The sequence below is a fragment of the Streptomyces sp. OR43 genome (genome assembly GCF_008042275.1).
Classification (GTDB): domain Bacteria; phylum Actinomycetota; class Actinomycetes; order Streptomycetales; family Streptomycetaceae; genus Streptomyces.
The window spans coordinates 4,274,301-4,298,035 of the sequence record NZ_RDBK01000043.1 but is presented as its reverse complement, the minus strand read 5'-3'; the positions used below and the strand labels follow the sequence as shown (position 1 = coordinate 4,298,035).

Annotated in this window: 21 protein-coding genes and 1 pseudogene; 10 read left to right on the top strand and 12 right to left on the bottom strand. The window is 73.0% G+C overall.

What is annotated here, in order from left to right; translation table 11 throughout:
* The gene (locus tag EAO72_RS38415; RefSeq protein ID WP_148021615.1) at nt 1-1,725 is read left to right on the top strand and encodes a PucR family transcriptional regulator; all 1,725 of its coding nucleotides are present in this window, start codon (nt 1-3) and stop codon (nt 1,723-1,725) included.
* 194 nt (nt 1,726-1,919) lie between these two features.
* A complete protein-coding gene (locus tag EAO72_RS38410; protein ID WP_148021614.1) occupies nt 1,920-2,705 on the top strand; it encodes a hypothetical protein in 786 nt (261 codons plus the stop codon).
* Between the two features lie 69 nt (nt 2,706-2,774).
* Here EAO72_RS38410 and EAO72_RS38405 read toward each other — a convergent pair whose 3' ends face one another.
* Nucleotides 2,775-3,533, bottom strand: a complete 759-nt coding sequence (locus EAO72_RS38405; RefSeq protein WP_148021613.1) for a GntR family transcriptional regulator — start codon at nt 3,531-3,533, stop codon at nt 2,775-2,777.
* Nucleotides 3,534-3,679: 146 nt separating this feature from the next.
* Between EAO72_RS38405 and EAO72_RS38400 the strand changes: the two genes are divergently transcribed.
* Nucleotides 3,680-4,528 (top strand): (2Fe-2S)-binding protein, encoded by an 849-nt coding sequence (locus EAO72_RS38400; protein WP_148021612.1) that lies wholly within the window; start codon nt 3,680-3,682, stop codon nt 4,526-4,528.
* A 329-nt stretch (nt 4,529-4,857) separates the two neighbouring features.
* Entirely contained in the window at nt 4,858-5,937 is a 1,080-nt protein-coding gene (locus EAO72_RS38395; RefSeq protein ID WP_148021611.1) for a DUF2637 domain-containing protein, read from the top strand.
* Nucleotides 5,938-5,989: 52 nt separating this feature from the next.
* On the opposite strand, the gene EAO72_RS38390 is transcribed toward EAO72_RS38395, so the two are convergent.
* Nucleotides 5,990-6,388, bottom strand: coding sequence for an ATP-binding protein (locus tag EAO72_RS38390; RefSeq protein WP_148021610.1), 399 nt, complete (start codon nt 6,386-6,388; stop codon nt 5,990-5,992).
* A gap of 144 nt (nt 6,389-6,532) precedes the next feature.
* A complete protein-coding gene (locus tag EAO72_RS38385; RefSeq protein ID WP_148022277.1) occupies nt 6,533-8,422 on the bottom strand; it encodes a serine/threonine-protein kinase in 1,890 nt (629 codons plus the stop codon).
* 220 nt (nt 8,423-8,642) lie between these two features.
* Here EAO72_RS38385 and EAO72_RS38380 point away from each other — a divergent pair, with 220 nt between their 5' ends.
* Nucleotides 8,643-9,233, top strand: a complete 591-nt coding sequence (locus tag EAO72_RS38380) for a TetR/AcrR family transcriptional regulator (RefSeq protein WP_148021609.1) — start codon at nt 8,643-8,645, stop codon at nt 9,231-9,233.
* On the opposite strand, the gene EAO72_RS38375 is transcribed toward EAO72_RS38380, so the two are convergent.
* Nucleotides 9,223-10,443: an MFS transporter gene (locus EAO72_RS38375; protein ID WP_148021608.1), complete on the bottom strand. Its 1,221-nt coding sequence runs from the start codon at nt 10,441-10,443 to the stop codon at nt 9,223-9,225. The genes EAO72_RS38380 and EAO72_RS38375 overlap by 11 nt on opposite strands.
* 124 nt (nt 10,444-10,567) lie before the next feature.
* Here EAO72_RS38375 and EAO72_RS38370 point away from each other — a divergent pair, with 124 nt between their 5' ends.
* The 3 genes from EAO72_RS38370 (at nt 10,568) to EAO72_RS38360 (ending at nt 12,638) form a co-directional block, all read left to right on the top strand.
* Nucleotides 10,568-11,653: a helix-turn-helix domain-containing protein gene (locus tag EAO72_RS38370; RefSeq protein WP_148021607.1), complete on the top strand. Its 1,086-nt coding sequence runs from the start codon at nt 10,568-10,570 to the stop codon at nt 11,651-11,653.
* 113 nt (nt 11,654-11,766) lie between these two features.
* Nucleotides 11,767-12,159 carry a guanyl-specific ribonuclease gene (locus EAO72_RS38365; protein ID WP_148021606.1) on the top strand — a complete coding sequence of 131 codons (393 nt, stop codon included), beginning with the start codon at nt 11,767-11,769 and terminating at the stop codon, nt 12,157-12,159.
* 89 nt (nt 12,160-12,248) lie between these two features.
* Nucleotides 12,249-12,638, top strand: coding sequence for a barstar family protein (locus EAO72_RS38360; protein ID WP_148021605.1), 390 nt, complete (start codon nt 12,249-12,251; stop codon nt 12,636-12,638).
* A gap of 45 nt (nt 12,639-12,683) precedes the next feature.
* Here EAO72_RS38360 and EAO72_RS38355 read toward each other — a convergent pair whose 3' ends face one another.
* Nucleotides 12,684-15,071 carry a M9 family metallopeptidase gene (locus tag EAO72_RS38355; RefSeq protein WP_148021604.1) on the bottom strand — a complete coding sequence of 796 codons (2,388 nt, stop codon included), beginning with the start codon at nt 15,069-15,071 and terminating at the stop codon, nt 12,684-12,686.
* Between the two features lie 247 nt (nt 15,072-15,318).
* On the opposite strand from EAO72_RS38355, the gene EAO72_RS38350 reads away from it, so the two are divergent.
* Entirely contained in the window at nt 15,319-16,785 is a 1,467-nt protein-coding gene (locus EAO72_RS38350) for an aminopeptidase P family protein (RefSeq protein WP_261991770.1), read from the top strand.
* A gap of 162 nt (nt 16,786-16,947) precedes the next feature.
* Here the strand turns inward: EAO72_RS38350 and EAO72_RS38345 are convergent, their stop codons facing one another.
* Together EAO72_RS38345 and EAO72_RS38340 are read right to left on the bottom strand one after the other, a co-directional pair.
* Nucleotides 16,948-17,616, bottom strand: coding sequence for a GntR family transcriptional regulator (locus EAO72_RS38345; protein WP_148021602.1), 669 nt, complete (start codon nt 17,614-17,616; stop codon nt 16,948-16,950).
* Between the two features lie 79 nt (nt 17,617-17,695).
* Nucleotides 17,696-18,240, bottom strand: a pseudogene (locus EAO72_RS38340) (RNA-guided endonuclease InsQ/TnpB family protein); the annotation flags it as partial.
* Between EAO72_RS38340 and EAO72_RS38335 the strand changes: the two are divergent.
* Nucleotides 18,200-18,370 (top strand): Arc family DNA-binding protein, encoded by a 171-nt coding sequence (locus EAO72_RS38335; protein WP_148022276.1) that lies wholly within the window; start codon nt 18,200-18,202, stop codon nt 18,368-18,370. The pseudogene EAO72_RS38340 and the gene EAO72_RS38335 sit on opposite strands and share 41 nt — an antisense overlap.
* Nucleotides 18,371-18,480: 110 nt before the next feature.
* Here the strand turns inward: EAO72_RS38335 and EAO72_RS38330 are convergent, their stop codons facing one another.
* The 5 genes from EAO72_RS38330 to EAO72_RS38310 all read right to left on the bottom strand — a co-directional run bounded on the left by EAO72_RS38330 (nt 18,481) and on the right by EAO72_RS38310 (nt 23,653).
* A complete protein-coding gene (locus EAO72_RS38330; RefSeq protein ID WP_148021601.1) occupies nt 18,481-19,482 on the bottom strand; it encodes a proline racemase family protein in 1,002 nt (333 codons plus the stop codon).
* A 167-nt stretch (nt 19,483-19,649) separates the two neighbouring features.
* Nucleotides 19,650-20,558: a dihydrodipicolinate synthase family protein gene (locus EAO72_RS38325; RefSeq protein ID WP_148021600.1), complete on the bottom strand. Its 909-nt coding sequence runs from the start codon at nt 20,556-20,558 to the stop codon at nt 19,650-19,652.
* Nucleotides 20,559-20,622: 64 nt separating this feature from the next.
* Nucleotides 20,623-22,077, bottom strand: coding sequence for an FAD/NAD(P)-dependent oxidoreductase (locus EAO72_RS38320; protein ID WP_148021599.1), 1,455 nt, complete (start codon nt 22,075-22,077; stop codon nt 20,623-20,625).
* Nucleotides 22,058-22,396, bottom strand: coding sequence for a (2Fe-2S)-binding protein (locus EAO72_RS38315; RefSeq protein ID WP_148021598.1), 339 nt, complete (start codon nt 22,394-22,396; stop codon nt 22,058-22,060). Before EAO72_RS38315 ends, EAO72_RS38320 begins: the two co-directional genes overlap by 20 nt.
* An 81-nt stretch (nt 22,397-22,477) precedes the next feature.
* On the bottom strand, nt 22,478-23,653 hold the full coding sequence (locus tag EAO72_RS38310) for an NAD(P)/FAD-dependent oxidoreductase (protein WP_148021597.1): 1,176 nt from the start codon (nt 23,651-23,653) through the stop codon (nt 22,478-22,480).
* Nucleotides 23,654-23,735: the final 82 nt, after the last annotated feature.

Below are 23,735 nucleotides of genomic sequence, written 5' to 3'. Positions count from 1 at the left end.
ATGCGGCTGCGCGCACTGCTGGAGACCGACGCGCTGGGCCTGCGGCTGCTCGGCGGCGATGAGGAGCTGGACCGCTCGGTCCGCGGCGTGATGACCACCGACCTGAAGGACCCCAGCCGCTACCTCACGGGCGGCGAGCTGGTCCTGACCGGGCTGGCCTGGCACCGGGACGCGAAGGACTCCGAGCCGTTCGTACGGATCCTGTCGGCGGCCGGGGTCGCCGGGCTCGCGGCGGGCGAGGCGGAGCTCGGCGCCATCCCGGACGACCTGGTCGAGGCGTGCCGCCACCACCGGCTGCCGCTCTTCGCCGTGCATGAGACCGTCGCGTTCGCAACGATCACCGAGCATGTGGTCCGCCAGGTGTCCGGCGAGCGGGCGGGTGACCTGGCCGCGGTGGTGGACCGCCACCGCCGGCTGATGACCTCGGGCCCGGCGGGCGGTGGCCCCGAGGTGGTCCTCGATCTGCTCGGCTCCGACCTCGACCTGCACGCCTGGGTGCTCTCGCCCACCGGCCGGCAGATCGCGGGCGCGGGCGCGCCGCTGCCCGGGCCGGCGGGCGCTGAGCTGGCCGGGCAGCATCTGGCCGCGGTGCGTTCCGGCCGGCGTGCACCGCACCGGGTCACCGTCGACGGGGTGACGTATTCGCTCTTCCCGATCCGCAACAACGGCCGGGGCGCCGTGCCGGCCTCCCGCGACGTGCGGGAGTCGGTGCTGTCCGACTGGCTGCTGGCCGTCGAGGCCGACGCGGGCGACTGGCCGGCCGCCCGGCTCGACCTGCTCCAGGGCGTCACCCAGCTGATCGCGGTGGAACGGGACCGGCGCGACGCGGCCCGTACCGTGCGCCGCAGGCTCGCCCAGGAGGTGCTGGAGCTCGTCCAGGCGGGCGCCCCGCCCGCGGAGATCGCCGCCAGGCTGCGGGTGGCCGCCCCGGTCCTGCTGCCCGGCGTCGGCACCGCGCCGCACTGGCAGGTGGTGGTGGCCCGGGTGGAGTGGGACGCGGCGGACGCGCCCGGCGGTGCGGGCTCCGGGGTCGCGGGCGGCCCGGTCGCCCAGGCGCTGCTGGAGGAGATCCTGGTCGACCCGACGGTGACCGGCCCGGATTCGGCCGACCGGATCGCGGTCGCCCACACGGGTGACGAGGCCATCGCGCTCGTACCGCTGCCCGCGCTGTCCGACGCCCGGCCGGAAGCGGAAGGGGACGCGGACGGGGAGGGCCCGGCGCAGGACCCCGCGCTGCACGCCGACGCCCTGCTGTCCGCCGTCCGCGCGCCGCTCTCCGCGGGCCTGGCCGACGACGGCCGTCTGACACTGGGTGTCAGCGCCTCGGTGCACTCTCCGGAGGGGCTGCGGGGCGCCCTGGAGGAGGCCCGGCACGCCCGCCGGGTGGCGGCGGCGCGGCCGGGACGGGTCTGCGCGGCCGGCCACCACGAGCTGGCCTCGCACGTGCTGCTGCTGCCGTTCGTGCCCGACGACGTGCGTCGCGCGTTCACCGCACGGCTGCTCGACCCGCTGCGCGACTACGACCGTCGCCATCGCGCGGAACTGATCCCGACCTTGGAGGCGTTCCTGGACTGCGACGGTTCGTGGACCCGCTGCGCGGCCCGGCTGCACCTCCACGTCAACACGCTGCGCTACCGCGTCGGGCGTATCGAGCAGTTGACGGGACGTGACCTTTCGCGGCTCGAGGACAAGCTCGATTTCTTCCTCGCCCTGCGCATGAGCTGAATTCCGGGGGCCACGACGGCTCCCACGGGGTCCCGCCGATTGTGAAAAGTTTCACCTGACATTGCCTCGACCTCTTGGCCCGGCGTGCCATTCCGTGCTGTGATGCGGCCAGACTCAGAGCATCCGGCCCCTCGGCCGGACGCTCTCCACAGCTCGATGGCGCGCTCGGGGAGGGCAATGTGGCGGATACCGCCATGTCTGGTTCCGGAACGACAGCTGATGACGATCCGCCGCTCCAGACAGCGGTATGGCGGCTGCGGTCACGCGCCTGCTGGACGGACGCCGCGGCGCTGCTCGAACACGACGCCGCCACCGACCCGGCAGCCGCGCTCCAGCGCACGGCACTGCTGACCGAGCGGTGTCTGTACACCGGGCAAGGCTGGACCGAGGCGGAGGACGCGCTGCGCATCTCCGAGGCCATGGCCCAGGACGACGCCGCGCGGGGGGCCGCCGCCTGCGAGCGCGGCTATCTCGCCTACGCCTCGACCCTGCTCGGCGTACGGGACCGGGCCGACGAGGCGCGGGTGGCGCTGAGCCGCGCCGCGGCGCTCCTGTCCCCTGCCGCTGCGGGCCGCCCGCTGCTCGACTTCCGGCGGGGCCTCATCGCGCAGAACATCGCGGACTCTCCGCAGGCCGCCCGCGCCGCGTACCGAAGGGCCCACGCGGGTGCCACCGCACAGGGAGACGCGCTGCTGCTCTCGTCCACCTGGCGCCACCTGGCCCTGATCGCCCTGCGCGAGGGCGAGCTGGCGGAGGCCAGGCACGGCTTCTCGGAGTCGCTGCGGATAAGGGAGGAGCTGGGCTATCTGGTCGGTACGGCTCCGGCGCTCATCGCGATGGCGGACGCCGAGCCGGAGCCGGAGGCCGCCACCAGGCTGCGCGCCGAGGCGGGCCGGCTGTTCCGGCTGCTGGGCGGCGTGCCGACGTGGCTGGCACCGCATCTGGATCCGCCGGGTCCGGAAACGGCCGAGGCCAACTGACGACGACGGGCGCGGGTCCGGGGGCAGCGTCGGTGTCCCCGGGCGCGTTCTCCCCCACCGTGCCCCGGCTCAGCCGCCGGAGCCCGCGAAGTGTTCGCGTACGAGTGACTGGACGACGGCCAGGTCCTGGGCGATCAGCGCGTCCAGCAGGGCCGTGTGTTCGGCCGCGTCCGCCAGCAGGTCGGCACGGCGGGTGACCGGGTTGCCCTCCAGGGGCCACTGGGAGCGGCGGTGCAGTTCGTCGGCCACCAGGACCAGCTGGGCGTTGCCCGCCAGCGTGAGCACCGCTCCGTGGAACGCCCGGTCGGCCTCCGCGTAACTCGCCCGGTCACCAACGGCCGCCGCCGCGACGGTGGCGTCGGCCAGCGGGCGCAGGGCGCACCAGCCGGCCGGCGGGACGGTGCGGGCGAGCCGCAGCATGACGGGGACCTCGATCAGCGCCCGGACCTCGGCCAGCTCGGCCAGCTCGCCCGGCCCGCGCTCGGCGACCCGGAAGCCGCGGTTCGGCACCACCTCGACGGCGCCCTCCACGGCCAGCTGCTGCATGGCCTCGCGCACCGGGGTGGCGGAGACCCCGAAGCGGGCGCCGAGCGCCGGGGCGGAGTAGACCTGCCCGGGAACCAGCTCGCCGTCGACGAGGGCGGCGCGCAGGGCGTCCAGGATCTGACCACGTACGGAGTGCCGCTGCACCGCGGCCCGGGGAGCGGGCGTCTCSCTGTGGGTGTGCTCGCCGCGGGCCTGCTCGGGCACCCGGAGCGACGAGGAGGCGGACGCGGCAGCGGACGCATGCGGCGCCCACACGTCGTCGCGGGCTCTGCCCTGCTCCACGGGTACCTCCTCGGCCGGTCGCGGGCGCCGCTCGCATGCGCGGCGCCTCCTGTGCACGATAGGCGGAGGAGGCCGCAGTTCAAACATCGATCGCGTCGGGTAAGGTAAGGCTTACCTGCAAACGATCGCGATTCGGTGGTCCCTGCATGACCCTTCCCACTCTCCTTCCGGGCACGACGACCTCGGCGGTCACGGACGCGTACCTGCGTCTGACCGAGGTCTTTCCCGGTCTGCGTGCCGAGGCGCTCGACGACGGCGAGCCGGCCCCCGGTGGCGCCGGCTGGGTGGGCGCCCACGAGCTGGCGGCCGGGGGAAGCGGACTCGACGCCTTCCTCGCCTGGGACGAGGCGCAGGTGCTGCGGGACTACGGGCAGCCGGCCCGCCCCGATGTGATCGCCGGTTTCGGACTCCACCGGTACGCCTGGCCGGCCTGCCTGCTGGTGACGGTCCCGTGGTTTCTGCACCGGCGGGTGCCGAGGATCCCGGTCGAGGACGTCGCCTTCCAGCGGGCGCTGGGCCATCTGACCGTACGGGTGAGGGAGTTCGCCTGCCTGCCCGGCGATCCGGCGGCGGAGCTGCCCGGCGCGCGTGTGGTGGCCGACGAGGCCGCGCTGCGCGCCGAGGTGCTCGCTTCCGTGGCAGAACACCTCGGCCCGGTGCTGGACGGCTTCGGCCCGCGGATGCGGCGTGGCAAGCGGGCCCTGTGGGGCATGGCCACGGACGAGATCGTCGAGGGCCTCTGGTACATCGCCCACCTTCTCGGTGAGGAGCGGCGCGCGATGGCCGAGCTGGAGGCGCTCCTGCCCGGCACCACGAAGCCGTACGTCGGCACCGCGGGCTTCCGTGAGCTGACCGGACCGGGCGGTGAGTCGCTGCCCACCCGGGACCGGGCGAGCTGCTGCATGTTCTACACGCTGCGGCCCGAGGACACCTGTGTCACCTGCCCACGCACCTGCGATGCGGACCGGGTCCGGAAGCTGACGCCCGCCCCCTGATCCGTGCGGTGGACCAAGGCCGGACGCCCTCCTGATCCGTGCGGTGGTCCAAGACCGGACACCCCCGGTCCCTGCGGTGGATCAAGACCGGACACCCCCCCGGCCCCTGCGGTGGATCAAGGTGGGACAGCCCCTGATCCACACCGCCCGCAAGGGTGGCGCGAATCGAACACAACTTGCCTTCGACATACGGGCATTCGACCAGATCGTGGCAATCCGTCGACTCTGCCACCCCATTGGCGTTCTCTTGCCCCGAAACCGCCTGAACGCGAGGAAATCCCCGGCACGATGGCGGCCGAAACGCCCTATCGCAACGCAAGGGACCGCGCATGAGACTGACCGACATATCGCTTGACTGGCTGCTTCCGGCTGCCGTGCTGCTGGCGGGGGTCATGGCGGCGGTGGCGGTGGTCGCGCGCGGCAAGCGCGCCTCTGACACATCCGCGACCGAGGACTCCTGGGAACGCAGCGAGGAACGGCGCAGACGCAAGGAAGCCCTCTACGCCACCGCTTCGTATGTACTGCTGTTCTGCTGCGCGGCGGTCGCCGCCGCGCTCTCCTTCCACGGGCTCGTCGGCTTCGGCCGGCAGAACCTCGGCCTCTCTGGGGGCTGGGAGTACCTGGTGCCCTTCGGCCTCGACGGAGCGGCGATGTTCTGCTCCGTGCTCGCCGTGCGCGAGGCCAGCCACGGCGACGCGGCGCTCGGCTCACGGCTGCTGGTATGGACCTTCGCCGGTGCCGCCGCCTGGTTCAACTGGGTGCACGCACCTCGCGGTCTGGACCACGCGGGCGCTCCGCACTTCTTCGCGGGGATGTCGCTCTCGGCGGCCGTGCTCTTCGACCGGGCGCTGAAGCAGACCCGGGTGGCCGCGCTGCGCGAGCAGGGTCTGGTGCCCCGCCCGCTGCCGCAGATCCGGATCGTACGGTGGCTGCGCGCACCCCGGGAGACCTTCGGCGCCTGGTCGCTGATGCTGCTCGAAGGCGTACGCACGCTGGACGAAGCGGTCGACGAGGTACGCGAGGACCGCCGGGAGAAGGAGCAGAACCGTCTCCGCAGGAGGGACCAGGAGAAACTGGACCGGGCGCAGATCAAGGCCCTGAACCGGCAGAACAGGGCCTGGGGACGGGTCGGCCGGGGCGGCGCCCAGGTCGACGTCCAGGCCATCGCCCCCGCGACGGGCTCCGCGCAGTCCGTCGCGGAGCCCGCCATATCCGAGCCGGGTCAGCTGCCCCTACGACCCCGGCCATCCCTGCAAGCCGTGAGCGGCCCCACATCCAGGGACGTACCGGAACTGAACGCGACTGATCCGAGAACCGTCGACCTCACCGTCGAGGACGACACCCAGGCACTGCCCCGGCTCGACTCGCTGGAGCAGAAGCTGAAGGATCTGGAGCAGCAGTTCGGCTGATGCGGCGGCAGGCGGACCTGCGGGACCCGGCCCTGACGATCCGKMCGGATCGTCAGGGCCGTTCGCCGTCCAGTTCGAACCAGACCACCTTGCCCAGGGGGTCAGGTCGTATCCCCCAGGCGTCCGCGAGGCTCTCCACCAGGACGAGTCCCCTGCCGTGCGTACCGTCGTCGGCGTCCGGTACGTGCGACACGGGCATGTCCGGGACGAAGTCCCGTACCTCCACGCGCAGCTTCCGCGGTGCCACGCTCACGGCGACGACCGCTCCGTCGTCCGTGTGGACCAGCGCGTTGGTCACCAGCTCGCTGAGCAGCAGCTCGGCCACCTGCGCGGGTTCCTCCTTCCATCGGTACCGCAATAACTCCCTTACCGCGTCCCGCACTTCTGACACGGCCGCCACATCGGCGCGGCCGACTCTGCGATGCAGCCGGGCCAGTTCCTGACGCTCCATCGTTTCCCCCGCCCACACAGTGAATCGCCCCCTGTTCTCGAAGGTGCTCACGCAATGCATGCCCCGCCTACGGGCTGTCACGCTTCCGGCGGGTCACCGGACGGGATTCCGGGTGCGGCCGAACGGCCCGCGGCCGTCCGGAACTCAGGCCCGCTTGTAGTAATAGCCCACGCCACCGCTGACGTTGTGCTCGATGCCACTGCCGTTGAGAGTGAAGTTGCTCGCTTCGAGTGCCATGTGGCAGTAGCCGGGGTTGGCGCCGATGAGCCTCGGAGCGCTGATGTCGATACGACTGCCACCGTTCGACGTGGAGGTCACCTCGGCCTCGTACGGGCAGGGGTTGTAGGGGTAGTCGGACAGACGCACCGCGCCCCCGCCCGAAATGGTGATGGTGCCGGGCTGGCCCGTGTTGTACGTCTCGCCCAGCTTCCAGGTGCCCACGAACGACGCCGGGACGGTGCTGCCGCCGCCCGATCCGCCCGCGGAGCCGGAGGTGCCCGAACCCGTGCTGCCCGCACTCGAGCCGCCCGCACTCGAGCCGCCCGCACTCGAGCCCGAACCTGTGTCGCCGGAGCCTCTGGTGGAACCCGCGGTGCTGTCCGATGCGGTGCCTCCGGAACTCGTGCCGCCCGGGCTGCCCTCTCCTGTCGCTCCGGTGGCGCCACCGCCCGACGCGCCTCCGGAACCGGATCCGGAGCCACCCGAGGCCGCCGAGCCCCCGTCCCCTTCCCGGCCGTCCTTTCCGCCGTCGCCCGCCTTGTCCTTGCTGCGGGAGGCCGCGGGGCTCCGTTCGCCCGCCGGGGACGCGCTGCCGGCGGGCGACGGCGAGCCGGGGGCGGAAGGGCTCGCCGACGCGGTGGCCGGCGGGGACGCGTGGGCGCCGCCGCCGCCGAACGGCTGGAGCATGACGACCGTGCCGCCTCCGCCGGCCAGGACGACGACCAGCGGCACGGCCACGATCACGCGCCGTCGCCGCTTGCGCACGGCCTTCGGCCCGCCCTCCTCAGCGGGGGAATCCGCCTCCGGCGTCTCCTCCTCCTGCCCCCGGAGGCCCACGGTCGCGCGGTCGGCCTCCTGCCGTATCGGGGCCGCCTCGGCGTCCAGCAGACGCGCCGAGCGGCGTGCGAGGTGGCCGACCACGGCAGCCGGCAGCCATGACTCCGCCGCGGTCTCGCGGCCCGGCTCGGCCAACAGGTCGTCCACGGACGGCCGGTCGGCCGGTCGCTTGGCCAGGAGTCGCCCGATCAGGGTGCGCAGGCCCTCGTCCCGGACCCGCGCGAGGTCGGGTTCCGCCTCCACGATGTGGTACATCACCGCGTGCTGATTGCTCACCCCGTCGCCGAACGGGAGCACACCGGTCGCCGCGTACGTCAGTACGCAGCCCAGGGTGAACACATCGCTCTTCGGCCCAGCGGTCTCCCCGCGGATCTGTTCCGGGGCCATGAAGCCGGGCGAGCCGATCACCATGCCGGTGCTGGTGAGCAGCGACTCGACGGAGGTGCCGACCGCGCGGGCGATGCCGAAGTCGATGACCTTGGGCCCCTCGACCGTGAGCATCACGTTCGACGGTTTGAGGTCACGGTGGACGATGCCGGCGTCGTGGATGTCCTTGAGCGCGTGCAGAAGCCCGTCCGCGAGGGTGAGCACGGACGCGGTGGGGAGCGGCCCGTGGCCCCGGACGACCTGTTCCAGGGAGAGGCCCGGAACGTAGCCCGTGGCGATCCACGGGGATTCGGCGTCGGGCTCCGCGTCCAGTACGGGCGCGGTGTAGCGCTCGCCCACCCGTCGCGCCGCGTCCACTTCGCGACGGAACCGGGCCCTGAACTGCGGGTCCGCGACATGTTCCGCGTGCACCACTTTGACCGCGACCGTGCGGCCGCCCTCGGAACGGGCGAGGTAGACCCGGCCCATGCCGCCGGCACCGAGCCGGCCGAGCAGCACGTAGGGCCCGATGCGCGGCGGATCGGTCGCGGTCAGCGGCTTGATGCCGCCGTGGAGTTGGTCCTCGTGATCGTGCTCGTGCCCGCCGGTCATCTTCGAGCGCTCCCCGTGTGTCCCGCCGCGCAGACCTGCGGGACCGTATCCGTATGCTGAATTACCCATGAACTGAAGCGACTTGGTGCAGTCGGCACTCAGTCTGGAGTACGACGCCCCGGGGCTGGAACCAGTTCCGGAGAAAATTCCGGAAATAGTTCTAAGCTGTTACCCGCGCGCCGTGCAGGCCGTTTCCGAACCGTGGACCGGGGTGGCATCGATGAGTCCGAAGCAACAACGGGGCGAGGCCACCGCGGCGCATGTCCTCGACTGCGCGCTGGACATCTACGCGTCGGACGGCGAGGCCGGACTCACCCTCGGCGCGATCACCTCGGCGGGCGGGGTCAGCGCGGGAAGCATCTACCACCACTTCGGCAGCCTCCAAGGGGTGGTGATCGCGCTGGCACAGTCCTGGCTGGGGCGCCTGCTCGACGAGCTGGCCGGGGAGCTGACGCGGTCCGAGGACGCACGCGGCGGCATCCACGCCGCCGTGCGGGCGTACCTGCGCTTCATCCAGGTCCACCCCGACGCGGCCCGGCTCATACACTCCGTCACCGTGGACCGCGAGTTCACCGCTCGCGCCCAGCAGATCCGCGGCGCGCAGGAGGCCCGGCTGACCCCCCTCGCCGCCTGGCTGCGAGCCCGCCAGGAGGCGGGGCAGCTCGTCGACCTCCCCCTGCCCGTGGTGGAATCGCTGATCCTGGGCCCGGTGACGGGCATCGCGCGGCGCTGGCTCTCCGTCGGCGACATCGACATCGAGGAGGCGGCGCGGACGGTCCCGGACCGTATCTGGCGCTCCGTCAGTCCTTGAGCGGTCTGCCGGGGAGCGGCCGCCGCTCGGTGGCCACGGCGGACGCGGAGAGGAGCGTCGCGCCGGCGAGGCTGCCCCAGAGGGCGCCCGGGCCGTGGGGCGCGAGAGCGGTGATGACGGCCGGGGAGACGGCGAGGCCGAAGCCCGTGGAGAGCTGGAAGCGCGCGAGGGAGCGTCCGAGGACGTGGGCCGGGGCGAGGGCCGTGACGAGAGCCGTGGCGCTGCCGGCGTAGATGATCTCGCCGAGGGTGCAGACCACGGACACCGCGGCGACGGCCGGGGCACTCCGGCCGAGCCCCAGCGTGGTGGCCGCGAGGAAACCGAGGTACGACGCGGCGAGCACCACGCCGGCCAGGGCCAGCACCGCCCGCCGGGGGAAGCGGGACATCAGGACGGTGACCGGGACCTGCAGGGTGACCACGAGGACCGTGTTCGCCACGAAGACGGCCGCCGGCCACACCGGGGACGCGTGCAACTGGGTCACCAGAACCAGGGGCAGCGCGATTTCGGGGACGTTGAGGCAGAAGACGTAGATCACGTTGGCGCCCAGCAGCACGCGCAGGCGGGGCGCCGACCCGTCGTCCGTCTCCTCGGCCGCGGAAGCGGCCGGACCTGCGTGCACATGGACGGACCACGCCAGGGCCGCCGCCGCGAGGTAGGCGAGCCCCGTGACCGCTGCCAGCGCTTGCAAGGCCGTGGTGCCGCCCGCCAGGCACGCGGTGGCGAGGAGCGCACCGGTGCCGAGGCCGGCGTTGCGCAGGGCGCGGCCGGCCGCGAGGGCGGCATCGCGTTCCCGGCCGTGGGCGACGGTGGCCACGAGAGCCGCGTGGGCGGCCGGCCAAGCCTGGTTGCCCATGCCGAGGAAGAGCGCCGCCGCCGCGAAGAGCCGCACGTCTCCCGCCGGGGTCATCATCAGCAGCGCCACGCCCCACACCCGCACCAGCATCGACGCCGCCACGACCGTGCTGCGTGCGCCCCGGTCCAGCCAGCGGCCGACCGCGGGCATGCACACCAGGCCCACGACGACGCCGACCGTCATGGCGATGCCGGTGGCGGGCGCGGACAGTCTCAGGACGGTCACCCCGTAGAGCAGCAGGAAGGGCCGCAGCAGACCGGTGCCGAGCGCGTCCACCGCGAGGGCGACGGCATAGCGGGGGCCTCCGGAGGCCCGGACGAGGGCGCGCGGCCGGAGCTTCGTGGTGGTTGCCATGGCGCCCACGGTCGGTTCCAGCCGCCGCACCGGGCACGTCGGTTGACGGACCTCGTCAACCGGCGCGGTTCCCGGCCGATGGGCCGGTGACGCTGGGGGATGACGTTTCGGTGATGATGAGGGGGTGACGTTGAGGATCGACATCAGCGGTCCGCCGTCCGGGCGGCTGCGGTTCGCCGCCTCCCCGCTGGCCGAGCTGACCGCGATGCTGCATGTGCTGGCCGAGCCGGGGCATCATCCGGGACTCGCCGGCTGGGCCGGGGATGTCCGGGCGCGGCTGCGGCCCGAGCTGGCCGAGCGGCTCGGGGAGGCGGAGTTCCTCTGGCGTTCCTCACGAGCCGATTTCCTGGTCCCGGCCCGTCCCCGGCCGACGCTCGCCGCGGAACTGGACGACGTGGACCGGATCGACGACGAGACGTATGTGAGGTCCGCGCTCGTCACGACGTGCGGCAGCAACCGGGTCCGCTTCGGCGCGCCGTCGCCGCTCGCCGACGCGACCGCGCGCGGGCGTGCCCTGGACCTGGCCCAGGCCCGCGGCCCGCTTCAGGAGGCCTTCGCGGAACGGCTGCTCGCGGATCCGGCCGCCGTACGGGCGCGGGTGCGCCGCACCCTCGAACAGTGCGCCGACGCCTTCTTCGACGCCGCCTGGACGAGCGTCGCCGTGCGCATCGCCACCGACCTGCGGCTGAAGAACGATCTACTGAGGCGCCAGGGCCCCGGCGCGGCACTCGCGTCGGTCTCCGACGCGGTCACCCTGGCCCCGGACGGCGACAGCATCGTCGTGGACAAACTGCAGGACAACGCGACCGCCGCCCATGGCGCCGGGACCACCTTTCTCCCCAGCGTCTTCGGCCATCCGCACCTGGTGGTGGTCCACGCGCCCGGCTGGCAGCCGGTGGTGCAGTATCCCGTGGACCGGCCGAGTCCGGCCGAGCCGGTCCCGCTGGAAACCGTCACGCTGAGGCTGACGGCACTCGCGCATCCGGTACGGCTGCGCCTGCTGCGCACGCTGGCCCGCGGCCCGCACACCACGGGCGAGCTGGCCCATGCCTGGGAACTCTCACCCCCTGAGGTCTCCCGCCACCTCGCCGTACTGCGCCGAGCCGGACTGCTGACGGCCCGGCGGCGGGGCCGCTACGTGCACTACTCCCTCGACCTGTCCGCGACGGCGGCGCTGGGTACGGACCTGCTGTCGGCCGTGCTGCGCTGAGCGGCGCTCGGCCCCACGGAACGCGGTGTGTGCCGTCTCCTCGGTTAACTCCAGGAAAATTCACTCTTGTTGGCGTTGACGGGAGGGTATCTACGCGCGTCATCATGGTGGTTATGCGAATCCCCCCACGGATCACCACGCTCGGCGGCGTCGCCGCCCTCCTGTCTGTCCTCTTCGTCGGCGGGCCGGTCACGGCGACCGCGACCGCCGCCACCACCTCGGTCGGCAGCGTCTGTTACTCCGCGCTGCCGTCCCAGGCCCACGACACCCTCGACCTCATCGACGCCGGCGGCCCCTTCCCGTACGACCAGGACGGGACCGTCTTCCAGAACCGTGAAGGCGTCCTGCCCGGACAGAGCACCGGGTACTACCACGAGTACACCGTCATCACCCCCGGCTCCCCGACCCGCGGCGCGCGACGCATCGTCACGGGCGAGGAGGTCCAGGAGGACTACTACACCGCCGACCACTACGAGACCTTCGACCTCGTCGACCACGGCTGCTGAGCCGCTCCCCCGGTCCGGTCCGCGCCGCGGCCCCCACCCCCCACCTGCGGCGCGGATCACCGGACCGACGTCCTTGTACGCTTCGCCCCATGACCGTGACCTATGTGATCGACGGCTCCCGGGTCACCGGCCTGGACAGCTTCTGGCACGAGGTCGGCGAGGCGGTGAACGGGCCGGGCGGCTACTTCGGCAAGGGCCTCGACTCCTTCGCGGACTGTCTGAGAGGCGGGATGGGCACGCCGGACGACGGCGACTTCGTCATCGAGTGGCGGGACCACACCCTGTCCGCGCGCGCTCTGTCCCACGACGAGACCGCGCGCTTTCTCCGCGGTCTGGCCGGCCGTGCCCATGCGAGCAACCTGCCGCGGCTGCGGCAGGAACTGGCCCGGGCGGAGGCCGGCCTGGGGCCGACGCTGTTCGACCGGCTGCTGGAGATCATCCGGGACGAGACCGCCCCCGGCACCCTGCGACTGCGCTGAGGGCCACGGATGCGGCGGGCCGCGTCCATGGCCCTCAGGGACCGGTCAGTACTGCGTGGAGACCTTCACCCCGCCGAAGTCCTGCACCGCGTGGAGGCTGATGTAGTGCGCTCCTTCCGCCGGGTGATCGACCGTCAGCGTGTGGGCGTTGCCGCTGCCGGTGGACCGTGAGGTGTAGGCACCCGTGGTGGCCCAGCCGTTGGCGTTGTAGTAGAGATCGGCGTCGCCCGTCCCGCCGCTCGTGGTGATGGTGAGCCGGGTGGTGCCGGCGGGCACGTACAGGTAGAGGTAGGAGTAGTTGCCCCGGGTGGCCTGCCGTCCGCTGCGGGCACAGTCCTCGCCGAGCTCCCGGACGTCACTCGCGGTGCACTCGGCCGTCGGATCGGTCGGCGGGTTGGTGGTGGTCCCGCAGCTGCCGGCCGCGCACGCCGTCAGCCAGGTGTTCCAGTCGGCGTCGTAGCGGCTGCCGATGGTGGAGGTGAGCAGGGTGCGGGCACCGTTCCAGTCACCGCTGCGGTAGCGGCCCAGAAGCGCGTCCACGTCGGCCCGGTGCGACTGGAGCATGTAACGGACGGCCAGGTAGCCCCAGTTGTAGATGCGCGTCTGGTCGGCGTTCTCGTAGGTGGTGTCGAACAGGGAGCGCAGGGTGTAGGTGTGTGCGGCGGCCCGGGCGACGGCGTCGTCGTAGATCACGTCACGGTAGGAGTAGGAGACGTACTCCGCGAAGCCCTCGACCCACCAGATGGTCGGTGTGGTGAGGCCGGCCTCGAAGTCGCCGGACATGTTGAACCGGCCGTCGAGGTAGTGCGTGTACTCGTGGTTGAGGTTCCAGATCTGGAAGGCGGGGCGCACCCATTCGGCCTCGTAGGCGATGAAGCGCGGCTGGTTGCCGGCCGCTGCCGGGTCACCCTCCAGGTACATGCCGCCGTTGTTGGTGTCGATGCCGTAGATGGCTCCGGCGTAGGTCTGGTAGTCGGTGCTCGAATCGAAGACGACCACCTCGATGGTGGTGTTCTTGTCGTTGGCGACCGGTCCGCTGTCGCGGGCGATCCCGTGGAAGTAGGCGTCCTGGCCCTTCAGGCTGGTGCAGGCCGCCGAGAGGTCGGACGAGGACATCTGCTGGGCGAGGATGCGGATGCTGGCGCTGCAGGTGTACGCGACGGGAAGGACGGCGCTCTTGATGCGTGCCGCCAGGTCGCAGGTGTTGTACGCGCCGCAGTTGGCCCGGTCGTAGTAGTCGGTCATCTCGGCGAGACCGACCCAGAGCGGTGCGGTGGGACCGGTCAGGGAGCTGCGGCCGAGCAGGTCGATGACGAGCGGGCGCGCCTTGGGCCGCAGCGGCTCCTCCTGGAGGAAGCGCCCGAGCTCGCGCCCGGCGTTGGAGGTCAGGTAGGAGCGGGCCGTACCCAGCAGGCCGAGGTGGTCGCGGGCGAAGCCGGCGAGCGAGTCGAGCAGGCTGGGGTCGGCCTGGACGGCGCTGACGAACTCCGGCACCTGATGACCGCGGAAGGTCACCGTGTAGACGCTGTTGACGGCGTTCAGCATGTACCAGGAGCTGTCGTACGAGGAGTCGTAGTCGGCGAGCAGGCGCTTGACGACGGACAGGTAGCGGGCGTTCTGCACGGCGCTGTCAATGAGGATGACGGCTTCGGACAGGGTCTCTCCGTTGGCGTCCGTGACGTCGTAGGCGTGCGCGGAGGCGAAGAAGGCGTCGAGCCCGCCCTGGATGGCAGTGCGGAGCGCGGTGCCGTAGCCGCCGACGGTGCCGGGGTCGTAGTACTGCACGTAGTAGCCGGCCCGGAGGAACAGCACCAGCTGGGTCATGCCGGTGCTGCTGTCACCCGGGTACGCCGCCGATCCGTCGCGCAGGGCGTTGGCGACGCTGACCATCTGGGCCTCACGGAAGGCGAGGTAGCCGTCGTTGCCCTTGACCGAGAAGAGGGTGTTGACACAGTCCGTCGTCGACGACTTGATCTGCCGCACCAGTTCGCTGCCGGTGCGGCTGGTGAAGTCGGCGACGGAGCAGGCGGCTGCGGGGGCGATGCCGGCGGCCTTCGCGGCGGAGCGGGCCTTGGCCTTCATCGAGGGGGCCGGGTGGCTCGGCGCGGTGGCGCGCGGGTCGTCGTAGTCGCGCTTCAGCGCGTCCTTGGACGCGGTCTGCGGTGCCCGGTCGGCGGGCTTCAGGGCCGTCTCGCCTATGTGACCGGAGTCCTGGACGGGCGCGGTGAGCGCCTGCGCGGTGGGGCCGCCCGGCTCGGGCACCCCGGGAGCAACGGCCGTGCCCGCGGCGGCGGTCGTGGTGACGGCCGCCGGTGCGGAGGGCCGGGGCTCGGCGGCCCGGCTCGGTGCGGCCAGCATGCCGACACCCAGACAGGCCGCCAGGACCACAGTGGACAAACCGGTGAATCTCTGTCGAACCGAACGGTTCTTCACGTGCCGCCTCCCAGCGGTGTGGTGCCGCGCGACGGTGCGCGGCGTGGGGGATGGCGCGGTCGGGGACGGAGGACCGGTCCATGAACCGACCCATGACATGAGCACGACCTCAACCGCGGCCGTCTGTACAATGGCACATGTCACATGTTCTTTGGAAGGCGCTGGGCGCACATTCATCTGCGCGCCAACTCCCGCCCGGGGCGCTCTGCTTGCGGGCGATTCCGCTTCAGCCCGAGGAGTTCCGCTCGTGACCGAGCCCCGACTTCGCCCGTACACCGGCAGCCACGACCTTCCGGTGTCCCCGGCCCTGGACGCCTTCATGCGCACCGGCTGGGCCAAGGGCCCGCGCCCCGCCGACGCCCGCGTCCCCGCCCACGCCCTCACACCGGCCCGCCGCGCCCGTGCCGCCGCACGGTTCCCGGGCGAGCGGCTCGTCGTTCCGGCGGGCTCCCCCGCCGTCCCCTCCCTCGACGCGGCCCACCGCTTCCGTCCGCACACCGCGTACGCCTGGCTCACCGGTCTCACCGGCGAGGACCAGGCCGGCCACGTGCTGGTCCTGGAGCCGGACGGGGACGCGCGCCACGAGGCGGTCCTGTACATGAGACCCGGCTCGCCCCGCAGCGGCCAGGACTTCCACCGCGACCGCGGGCACGGGGAGTTCTGGGTGGGCCGCAGACCGGGCCTGGCCGAGGCCACCGCGCTCACCGGCATCCGGTGCGAGCACCGGGACGCGTGGGACAAGCTCCTGACGGGCACCCAGCCCCCGACCCGGGTCCTCACCGGCGTGGACCCGTCCGTCGACGCGTGGCTCGGGGACGCCCGCCGGCTGCCCGCCCTCCGGTCCGCACCGGCCGGGCTCGACGCCGTGATCGACGAGCTCCGGCTCGTCAAGGACTCATGGGAGCAGGCCCAGTTGCAGCGCGCCGTCGACGCGACGACCGCCGGGTTCGAGGACGTCGTCCGCTGCCTTCCGCAGGCGATCGCCGACCCGCGCGGGGAGCGCCGGGTGGAGGGGGTCTTCGGGCTGCGGGCCCGGCTCGAAGGCAACGGCCCGGGCTTTCCGACCGTGGTGGCCGCCGGCGACCACGCGTGCGTGCTGCGCCGGACCCGCAACGACGGCCCGCTGGAGCGCGGGCGACTGCTGCTGCTGGACGCGGGTGTGGCGACCGACTCCCTCTACACGGCCGACCTCACCCGCACGATCCCGCTGTCCGGCGCCTTCACCCCCGTCCAACGCGCCGTGTACGAACTGGTGCTGGCCGCACAGGACGCGGGCATCGCCGCGCTGCGGCCGGGCGCCCGCTTCCACGACTTCCACGACGCCGCGATGCGGGTCATCGCCGAGGGCCTGCACGACTGGGGCGTACTCGCGGTCCCCGCGCAGGAAGCGCTCGCCCCCGAGAACGGCCTCCACCGCCGCTACACCCTGTGCGGCACCGGCCACATGCTCGGCATGGACGTGCACGACTGCGCGCGGGCCCGCGCCGGGATCTACCCGGACGGTGTCCTGGAGGCGGGACAGGTCCTGACCGTGGGTCCGGGGCTGTACCTCCGGCCGGACGACGAAACGCTGCCGCGTTCGCTCCGGGGCAACGGCGTCAGGATCGAGGACGACCTCGTGATCACCGGAGACGGCGCCCGCCTCATGTCATCCGCGCTCCCCCGCACCCCGGACGGGGTCGAGGCCTGGATGGCGGCGCTGCTGGACGGCTGAGCGCGCGAAGGCTGCCGCCCCCGGGCAGGAGGAGGCAGCCTTCGTCGCACGGCTCAGTGCCTCAGCCGCCGTCGCGCGGCACGGGGCTTCAAGCCGCCGCCGCACAACTCAGCGCTTCAGCTGCCGCCGCGGGGCTCGGCGCTTCACCCTCCACCGCACGGCTCAGGGCTTTTCGTCGGCCCACAGCGAGCGGACATGCGACATATGGGCGAGCATGCAGGCCTCGGCCCCCGGCGCGTCACCGGCGGCCACCAGGTCCAGCAGCTGTACGTGCTCCTGAGCGGAGGCGATCAACTGGCCCGACTCGGCAAGGCGGTTCAGCCCGAACAGCCGGGATCGCTTGCGCAGTTCACCGACCTCCTCGACCAGCCGGCGGTTCCCGGCCAGCGCCAGCAGGGCGAGGTGGAAGCGGCGGTCCGCCTCCAGGTATCCCAGGATGTCGTGCCGCCGGGCGGCCTCGACGATCTCCAGCGCGACGGGCCGCAGTGCCTCCAACTCCTGGGTGAGGCCCATCCGGGCAATCCGGCCCACGGTGGGGACCTCGATCATGGCGCGGAGTTCGGTGAAGTCGTCGAGGTCCTGTTCGGTGAGTTCGGTGATCCGGAAACCCTTGTTGCGGACGGCCTCGACCAGGCCCTCCCGGGCCAGGTCGAGCATCGCCTCACGGACGGGCGTCGCGGAGACCCCGAACTCGGAGGCGAGCGCGGGCGCGGAGTAGACGGTCCCGGGCTTCAGTTCGCCGGAGATGAGCGCGGCCCGCAGCGCGTGCGCCACCTGGTCGCGCAGATGCTCCTGCGCCGAGATCACATTGAGCGACGTCAGGCGGGCCATGTCTGTTCCTCCAGGACCGTGCGGAGCCCAAGAATACAATTTGACATCCTCCCCCAGCTGAAGCAGGGGGATTCCTGGCTCAGGCTGCCTCTGGGAGCGGCGCTCCCGGAGGGCTTCCGGAGTCGGCACCAGCCGGGTTGAGACCTGCCCGACGAGCATCACGTGGGCGGAGTTCTTGTCCCGGGGGGACACGGCTCCGCACGCGGTGCACGCGTACGTTCTTTCGGAGAGGGGGAGTGCGTGCTTGGCTCTCGCACCGCACCGTGCGCAGTCCATCGTGGTGTGGGCCGGGTGCACGAGGTGCACGATACGGCCGTGCTTGCGGGCCATCTCGGTCAGCGCGGTCCTGGTCGCGCCGATCGCGGCGTCGGCAGCCTTGCGGGCCATCGTGGACTTCGCGAGGAACTTCGGCTTGAAGTCCTCGACGGCCAGCTGGTCGAAGTCACGCACGACCGTCTTGGCCCACTTCCGGCCGGTGTCCTGCCGCTGCCGGGCAACCTTCTTGTGCACCTTGGCCGCCGCGCGGGACGCCGTCCGGTAGCCCTTCGACGCGGCCTTCCCCCGTGCCGGCTTCCGCCTCGCCATCTGCTTCTGGTACCGGGCCAGCTTCACGCCGGCTCTCCGCCTGCCCGCCGACCTGCATGAGTGGCTGGCCGCTCAGGCCAAGTCCGCCCGCCGGTCCCTCAACTCCGAGATCGTCTACCGCCTGGAGGTCGAGCGTGACGCCGCCGTGGCGGGCGCCGAATCGCCCTGACGGCGATTCGGTTCTTCTGCCCTGCTCCGCAGGACTCCGATTCCCCCAGCCTGAAGGCCGGGCATCCTCGAAGGAATCAGGTGACGTTGTCCGCCCCCGGACTTGACGGGTCACAACAGGAACCCCTCGGGGAACGGGTCGGCCGGGTCGAGGAAGTACTGCGCGGTCCCGGTGATCCAGGCGCGGCCCGTGACGGTGGGCACGACGGCGGGCAGCGGTCCCACGGTGGTCTCGGCGACCAGTCGGCCGGTGAACTCCGTGCCGATGAAGGACTCGTTGACGAAGTCGGTCTCCAGGGGCAGTTCCCCGCGCGCGTGCAGCTGGGCCATGCGCGCGGAGGTACCGGTGCCGCACGGCGAGCGGTCGAACCAGCCGGGGTGGATGGCCATGGCGTGCCGCGAGCGGGCGGCGTCCGAGCCCGGGGCGATCAGCTGGACGTGCTTGAGGCCGTGGATGTCCGGGTCGAGCGGGTGGACCGGGCGGTCGGCGGCGTTGACCGCGTCCATCAGGGCCAGCCCGGCGGCCAGCAGGTCGCCCTTGCGCGACCGGTCGAACGGCAGGCCCAGGTCGTCCAGATGGACCATCGCGTAGAAGTTGCCGCCGTACGCGAGGTCGTACGGCACGGTGCCGTATCCCGGGACCTTCGCCGTGAGCCCGAGGCCGGCGCTGAAGGCCGGCACGTTGGTGAGCGTGACGGAGGTGGCGGCCCCGTCCTCCACCCGCACATCGACGCTCACCAGTCCGGCGGGGGTGTCCAGCCGCACGGTGGTGACCGGTTCGGTGACCTCCACCATGCCGGTCTCGACCAGGACGGTGGCCACCCCGATGGTGCCGTGCCCGCACATCGGCAGACAGCCGGAGACCTCCATGAACAGGACCCCGAAGTCGGCGTCGGGGCGCGTCGGTGGCTGGAGCACCGCCCCGCTCATGGCGGCGTGACCGCGCGGCTCGTACATCAGCAGGGTGCGCACCGCGTCCCGGTGCGCCATGAAGTGGGCACGGCGCTCGGCCATGGTGGCGCCGGGCAGCGTGCCGATGCCGCCGGTGATCACCCGGGTCGGCATGCCCTCGGTGTGCGAGTCGACGGCGTGGAAGATGTGACGCGTGCGCATGGGTCCCCCTCGGTCGTCCGGCCGGTCCGCGACGACACTGCGGCCGGCCGGCTTCTGCTGTGGCGATGGGTGGTGCGGGAGGTTCGGAAGGTTCGGACGGATGGCGCGGGAGGTTCGGAAGGTTCGGACGAGTGGTGCGGAAGGCGGGGAAGGGCAGGGCGGGAGGTTCAGTCGAGGCCCTCGGCGAGGGCCTTCTCGGTGGCCGCCCGCACGGCGGCCAGGGAGGCGGCGTCGAGCGGCGTGCGCGGCGGCCGGGTGGGGCCGCCGTGCCGGCCGACGATGTCCATCGACGCCTTGATGGCCTGGACGAACTCGGGCTTGGAGTCCCAGCGCAGCAGCGGGTGCAGCCGTCGGTACAGCGGCAGCGCCGTATCCAGGTCCCCGGACACGGCGGCCCGGTACAGCGCGACGCAGCCGGCGGGCAGCATGTTGGGGCAGCCCGCGATCCAGCCGACGGCCCCGGCGAGCGCGAGCTCCAGCAGCACGTCGTCGGCGCCGACCAGAAGGTCGAGCCCCGGCGCCTCCTCGGCGATCTCGTAGGCTCTGCGGACGTCCCCGCTGAACTCCTTGACGGCCACGATGGAACCCTCCGCGTGGAGCCGGGCGAGCAGCCGCGGTGTCAGGTCGACCTTGGTGTCGTACGGGTTGTTGTACGCGACGACCGGCAGGCCCGCCGAGGCGACCTCCGCGTAGTGCGCGCGGACCGCCTCGTCGTCGCAGGCGTATCCGTTGGGCGGCAGGAGCAGGACGGAGCCGGCGCCCGCCTCGGCCGCCTGTTCGGCGCGGCGCCGCGACTGGGTGCTGTCGTACGCGGAGACCCCCGGCATCACCCTGGCCCCGTCCCCGGCCGCCTCGACGGCGACCCGGACGACCTCGTCGCGCTCCCGGTCCGTGAGCGTCTGGTACTCCCCCAGTGAGCCGTTGGGCACCACGCCGTCGCAGCCCGCGGCGACGAGGTCGCGCACATGTGCGGCGTACGCGTCGAAGTCGATCGACCGGTCCTCGCGCAGGGTGAGCGGGGTGGCGACCATGACGCCCCGCCAGGGGCTGGTGCGTGCGGGCGTGTTCGTGGTCATGAAAGCTCCTCGATAGGTGGGACGAAGGAAGGGGGCGGCGAGGGCGCGGGCGCGGTGTGCGTGCTCACGCGTCCTCGGGGCGGTCGGCACGGGCGAGTACGGACAGGGGAACGGGGCAGGCGAGCGGCCGGCGGTCGGGGGCCCCGGTGTCCGTGGCGCAGCCGGCGAGTTCGCGCACGGCGAATCCGCACGTCCGGCCCTGGCACCAGCCCATGCCGGCCCGGGTGAGGAGTTTGACCGTGCGGCTGTCCCCCGCACCGAGTTCCCCGACAGCGGTGCGGATCGCGCCGGCGGTGACCTCCTCGCACCGGCAGACCTCGGTGTCGGCCGCCGTCCAGTCGGCCCAGCCGGGGCCGGGCCGGTGGACGGCGCCCATGAGTGCGGCGAAGGCGCGCATCCGGCGCCGGGACCGGAGCAGCGCCGCGGTACGGGCCGTGCCCGGGCCGCCGCGGGCGTCCGCGATCACGGAGCGGGCGGCGAGTTCGCCCTCGGTCAGGGCGAGATGGACGCCGCCGATGCCGCCGGTCTCGCCGGCGGCCCAGACTCCGGGCACGGTGGTGCGCAGTTCGTCGTCGAGCGCCAGCGCTGCCGAACCGTCCGCGCCGCACCGGGTGGCGCACCCGATCCCCACCGCGAGGTCGAGCTGGGGCACCAGACCGTGCCCGACGGCCAGGACGTCGCAGTCGATGCGGCGCCCGGTCCCGGGCAGCGGGCGCCAGTCGCGGTCCAGCCGGCTGACCGTGACCCCCTCCACCCGGTCGGTGCCGTGCACGGCGGTGACCGCCCGGTGCGTCAGCGGCCGGATCCGGTGGCGGGCCAGCGCGGCGCCGTGGCGGGCGCCTTCCGCGAGCCGGCCGGGGTTGGCGGCCAGCACCAGCGGTGCCCGCCCGTACGCCCCGTAGCCGGAGGCCTCGACCAGGGCGGGGACCCGGGCGCCCGCCCTGGCGAGGGAGACGGCGACGGCCTGGAGCAGGGGGCCGCTGCCGGCGACGACGATGCGGCGGCCCGGGAGCACCAGGCCCGACTTCAGCATGGCCTGGGCCCCGGCGGCTCCGACGACGCCGGGCAGAGTCCAGCCCGGGAACGGGAGTTGGCGCTCGTGGGAGCCGGTCGCGATCAGCAGGCGGCGTGCGTCGAGGGTGGTGGCGCCGTCGCGTCCGTCGGGTCCGGTGACGGCGTGCAGCGTCCGGTCCGCCCCGCTCCGCTCCACGGCCCAGACGTGGTGTCCGGTGAGGTGGCGGATCCGGCCCGCCGTGCGGTGCCGGTCGAGCCGCGCGGCGAGGGCGGCGAACTGCGCCCAGCCGTGGTGCAGCGCCTCGGGCCGGGTGGCGCCGAGGCCGGGTGCGGGGGCGCGGTAGTACTGGCCGCCCGGTGCGTCCGCGGCGTCGAGCAGGACCACGTCGAGTCCGCCGTCGGCCGCGGTGACGGCAGCGGCGAGACCGGCGGGTCCGGCGCCCACGACGGCGAGTTCGGTGCGCTCCGGCCGGGCGGCGGGCCGGTCAGCGGACGGGGCCGGCATGTCCGTTCCCTTCCTGCGGGGTGACGACGTCGCCGGGGCGGGCGGGGAGCAGGCAGGCGCGCCGGTTGGGCTCACCGTTGACGGTGGCCAGGCAGTCGAAGCAGGAGCCGATCCCGCAGAAGGCGCCCCGTGGCCGTCCGTTCACCCGGGTGGTGCGCCAGGTGAGGACGGAGGCGGCCCAGAGGGCGGCCGCGATGCTCTGGCCGGGCAGGGCCCGGACGGGTCGTCCGTCGAAGGTGAACTCGAAGGCGGGGCCGGGGCCGGCTCCGGCCAGGGTGGCCGGGGTCCGTCCGGCCGGGCGTATGCGGGGACGTCTCACCAGGGCTCCTGCTCAGTCGTCGGCCGGTCGGTCCGGCCCGTCAGCGGGCATCTCGGGGCGTACGGCGGCACGGCGGCGGCCTCAGCCGCCGGTGCCGGTCCGGGGCGCCGCGTCGAACCGGTCCGGGCGGAACGGCTCCGGGTCCAGGGCTGGTTCCTCGCCCCGGATCGCGGCGGTGACCAGCGCGGCGGTGGCGGGTGCGAGTCCGATCCCCGCGCCCTCGTGACCGCAGGCGTGGAAGAGGCCGGGCACCCGGCGGTCGGGCCCGATCGCGGGCAGGTGGTCGGGCAGGTAAGGGCGGAAGCCGTGGTAGGTCCGCAGTACCCGGGCGTCGGCCAGCACCGGGAAGAGCGCGGCCGCCGCCGCGGCCAGCCGGCTGACCACCGGAACGGACAACGTCCGGTCGAATCCCACCCGTTCGCGGCTGGCGCCGATGAGGACGGGGCCTGCCGGTGTGCCTTCCACCACGGGTGAGGTCTGCAGGGCGGCCGATGTGCTCGACACGTCGGCCACGTACTCCGCCGCGTACACCTTGTGCCGGATCAGCCGGGGCAGCGGCTCGGTCACCAGGACGAAGCCGCGCCGGGGAAGCACGGGCAGCTCCACGCCTGCCAGGGCCGCCAGTTCGCCGCCCCGTACGCCCGTCGCGTTGACCACCGCCGGGGCGAGCAGATCGCCCGCGGCGGTCCGTACGCCGCGCACCGCGCCCGTCGGCCTCCTGAGCACGGCCGTGACCGCCTGTCCGGAGTGGAGGCTCGCTCCGGCGTCGCGGGCCGCGCGGACGAGATGGGCCGCCGCCAGGGCCGGCTGGACCTGGGCATCCTGCGGATAGAGGAAGCCGCCGGCGAGGCCAGGCGCCAAGTGCGGTTCGAGTGAGCCGAGTTCGTCCGCCGCCACGGCGGTGGCCCGTACCCCTGCCGCCAGTTGCCCGGCAGCGGTCGCGGTCAGGGTGGCCAGCGACTCGGGACCCGCCGCGACGACCAGGCCGCCCTTCTGCTCGAACTCGATCGCGCGGGGCAGTTCCTGCGCCAGTTCGCGCCAGAGCGCGGCGGACAGGAGCGCAAGGTCCAGCTCCGGCCCGGGCACCTTGTCGGAGACGAGGAGGTTGCCCTCACCCGCTCCGGTGGTGCCGCCGGCGACCGGTCCGCCGTCCACCACGGCGACGTTGAGTCCGGACCGGGCGGCGTAGTACGCGCAGGCGGCACCGACCACTCCGGCGCCGACGACGACCACATCCAAAGGCTGTCTCGTGAACACGTCAGTAATATGTCACATTGCTCTGAGGTCGCCAAGGGGACGTCAAGGACCGTCCTTTGACGCTCCGTCAGCTGGCCGTCCC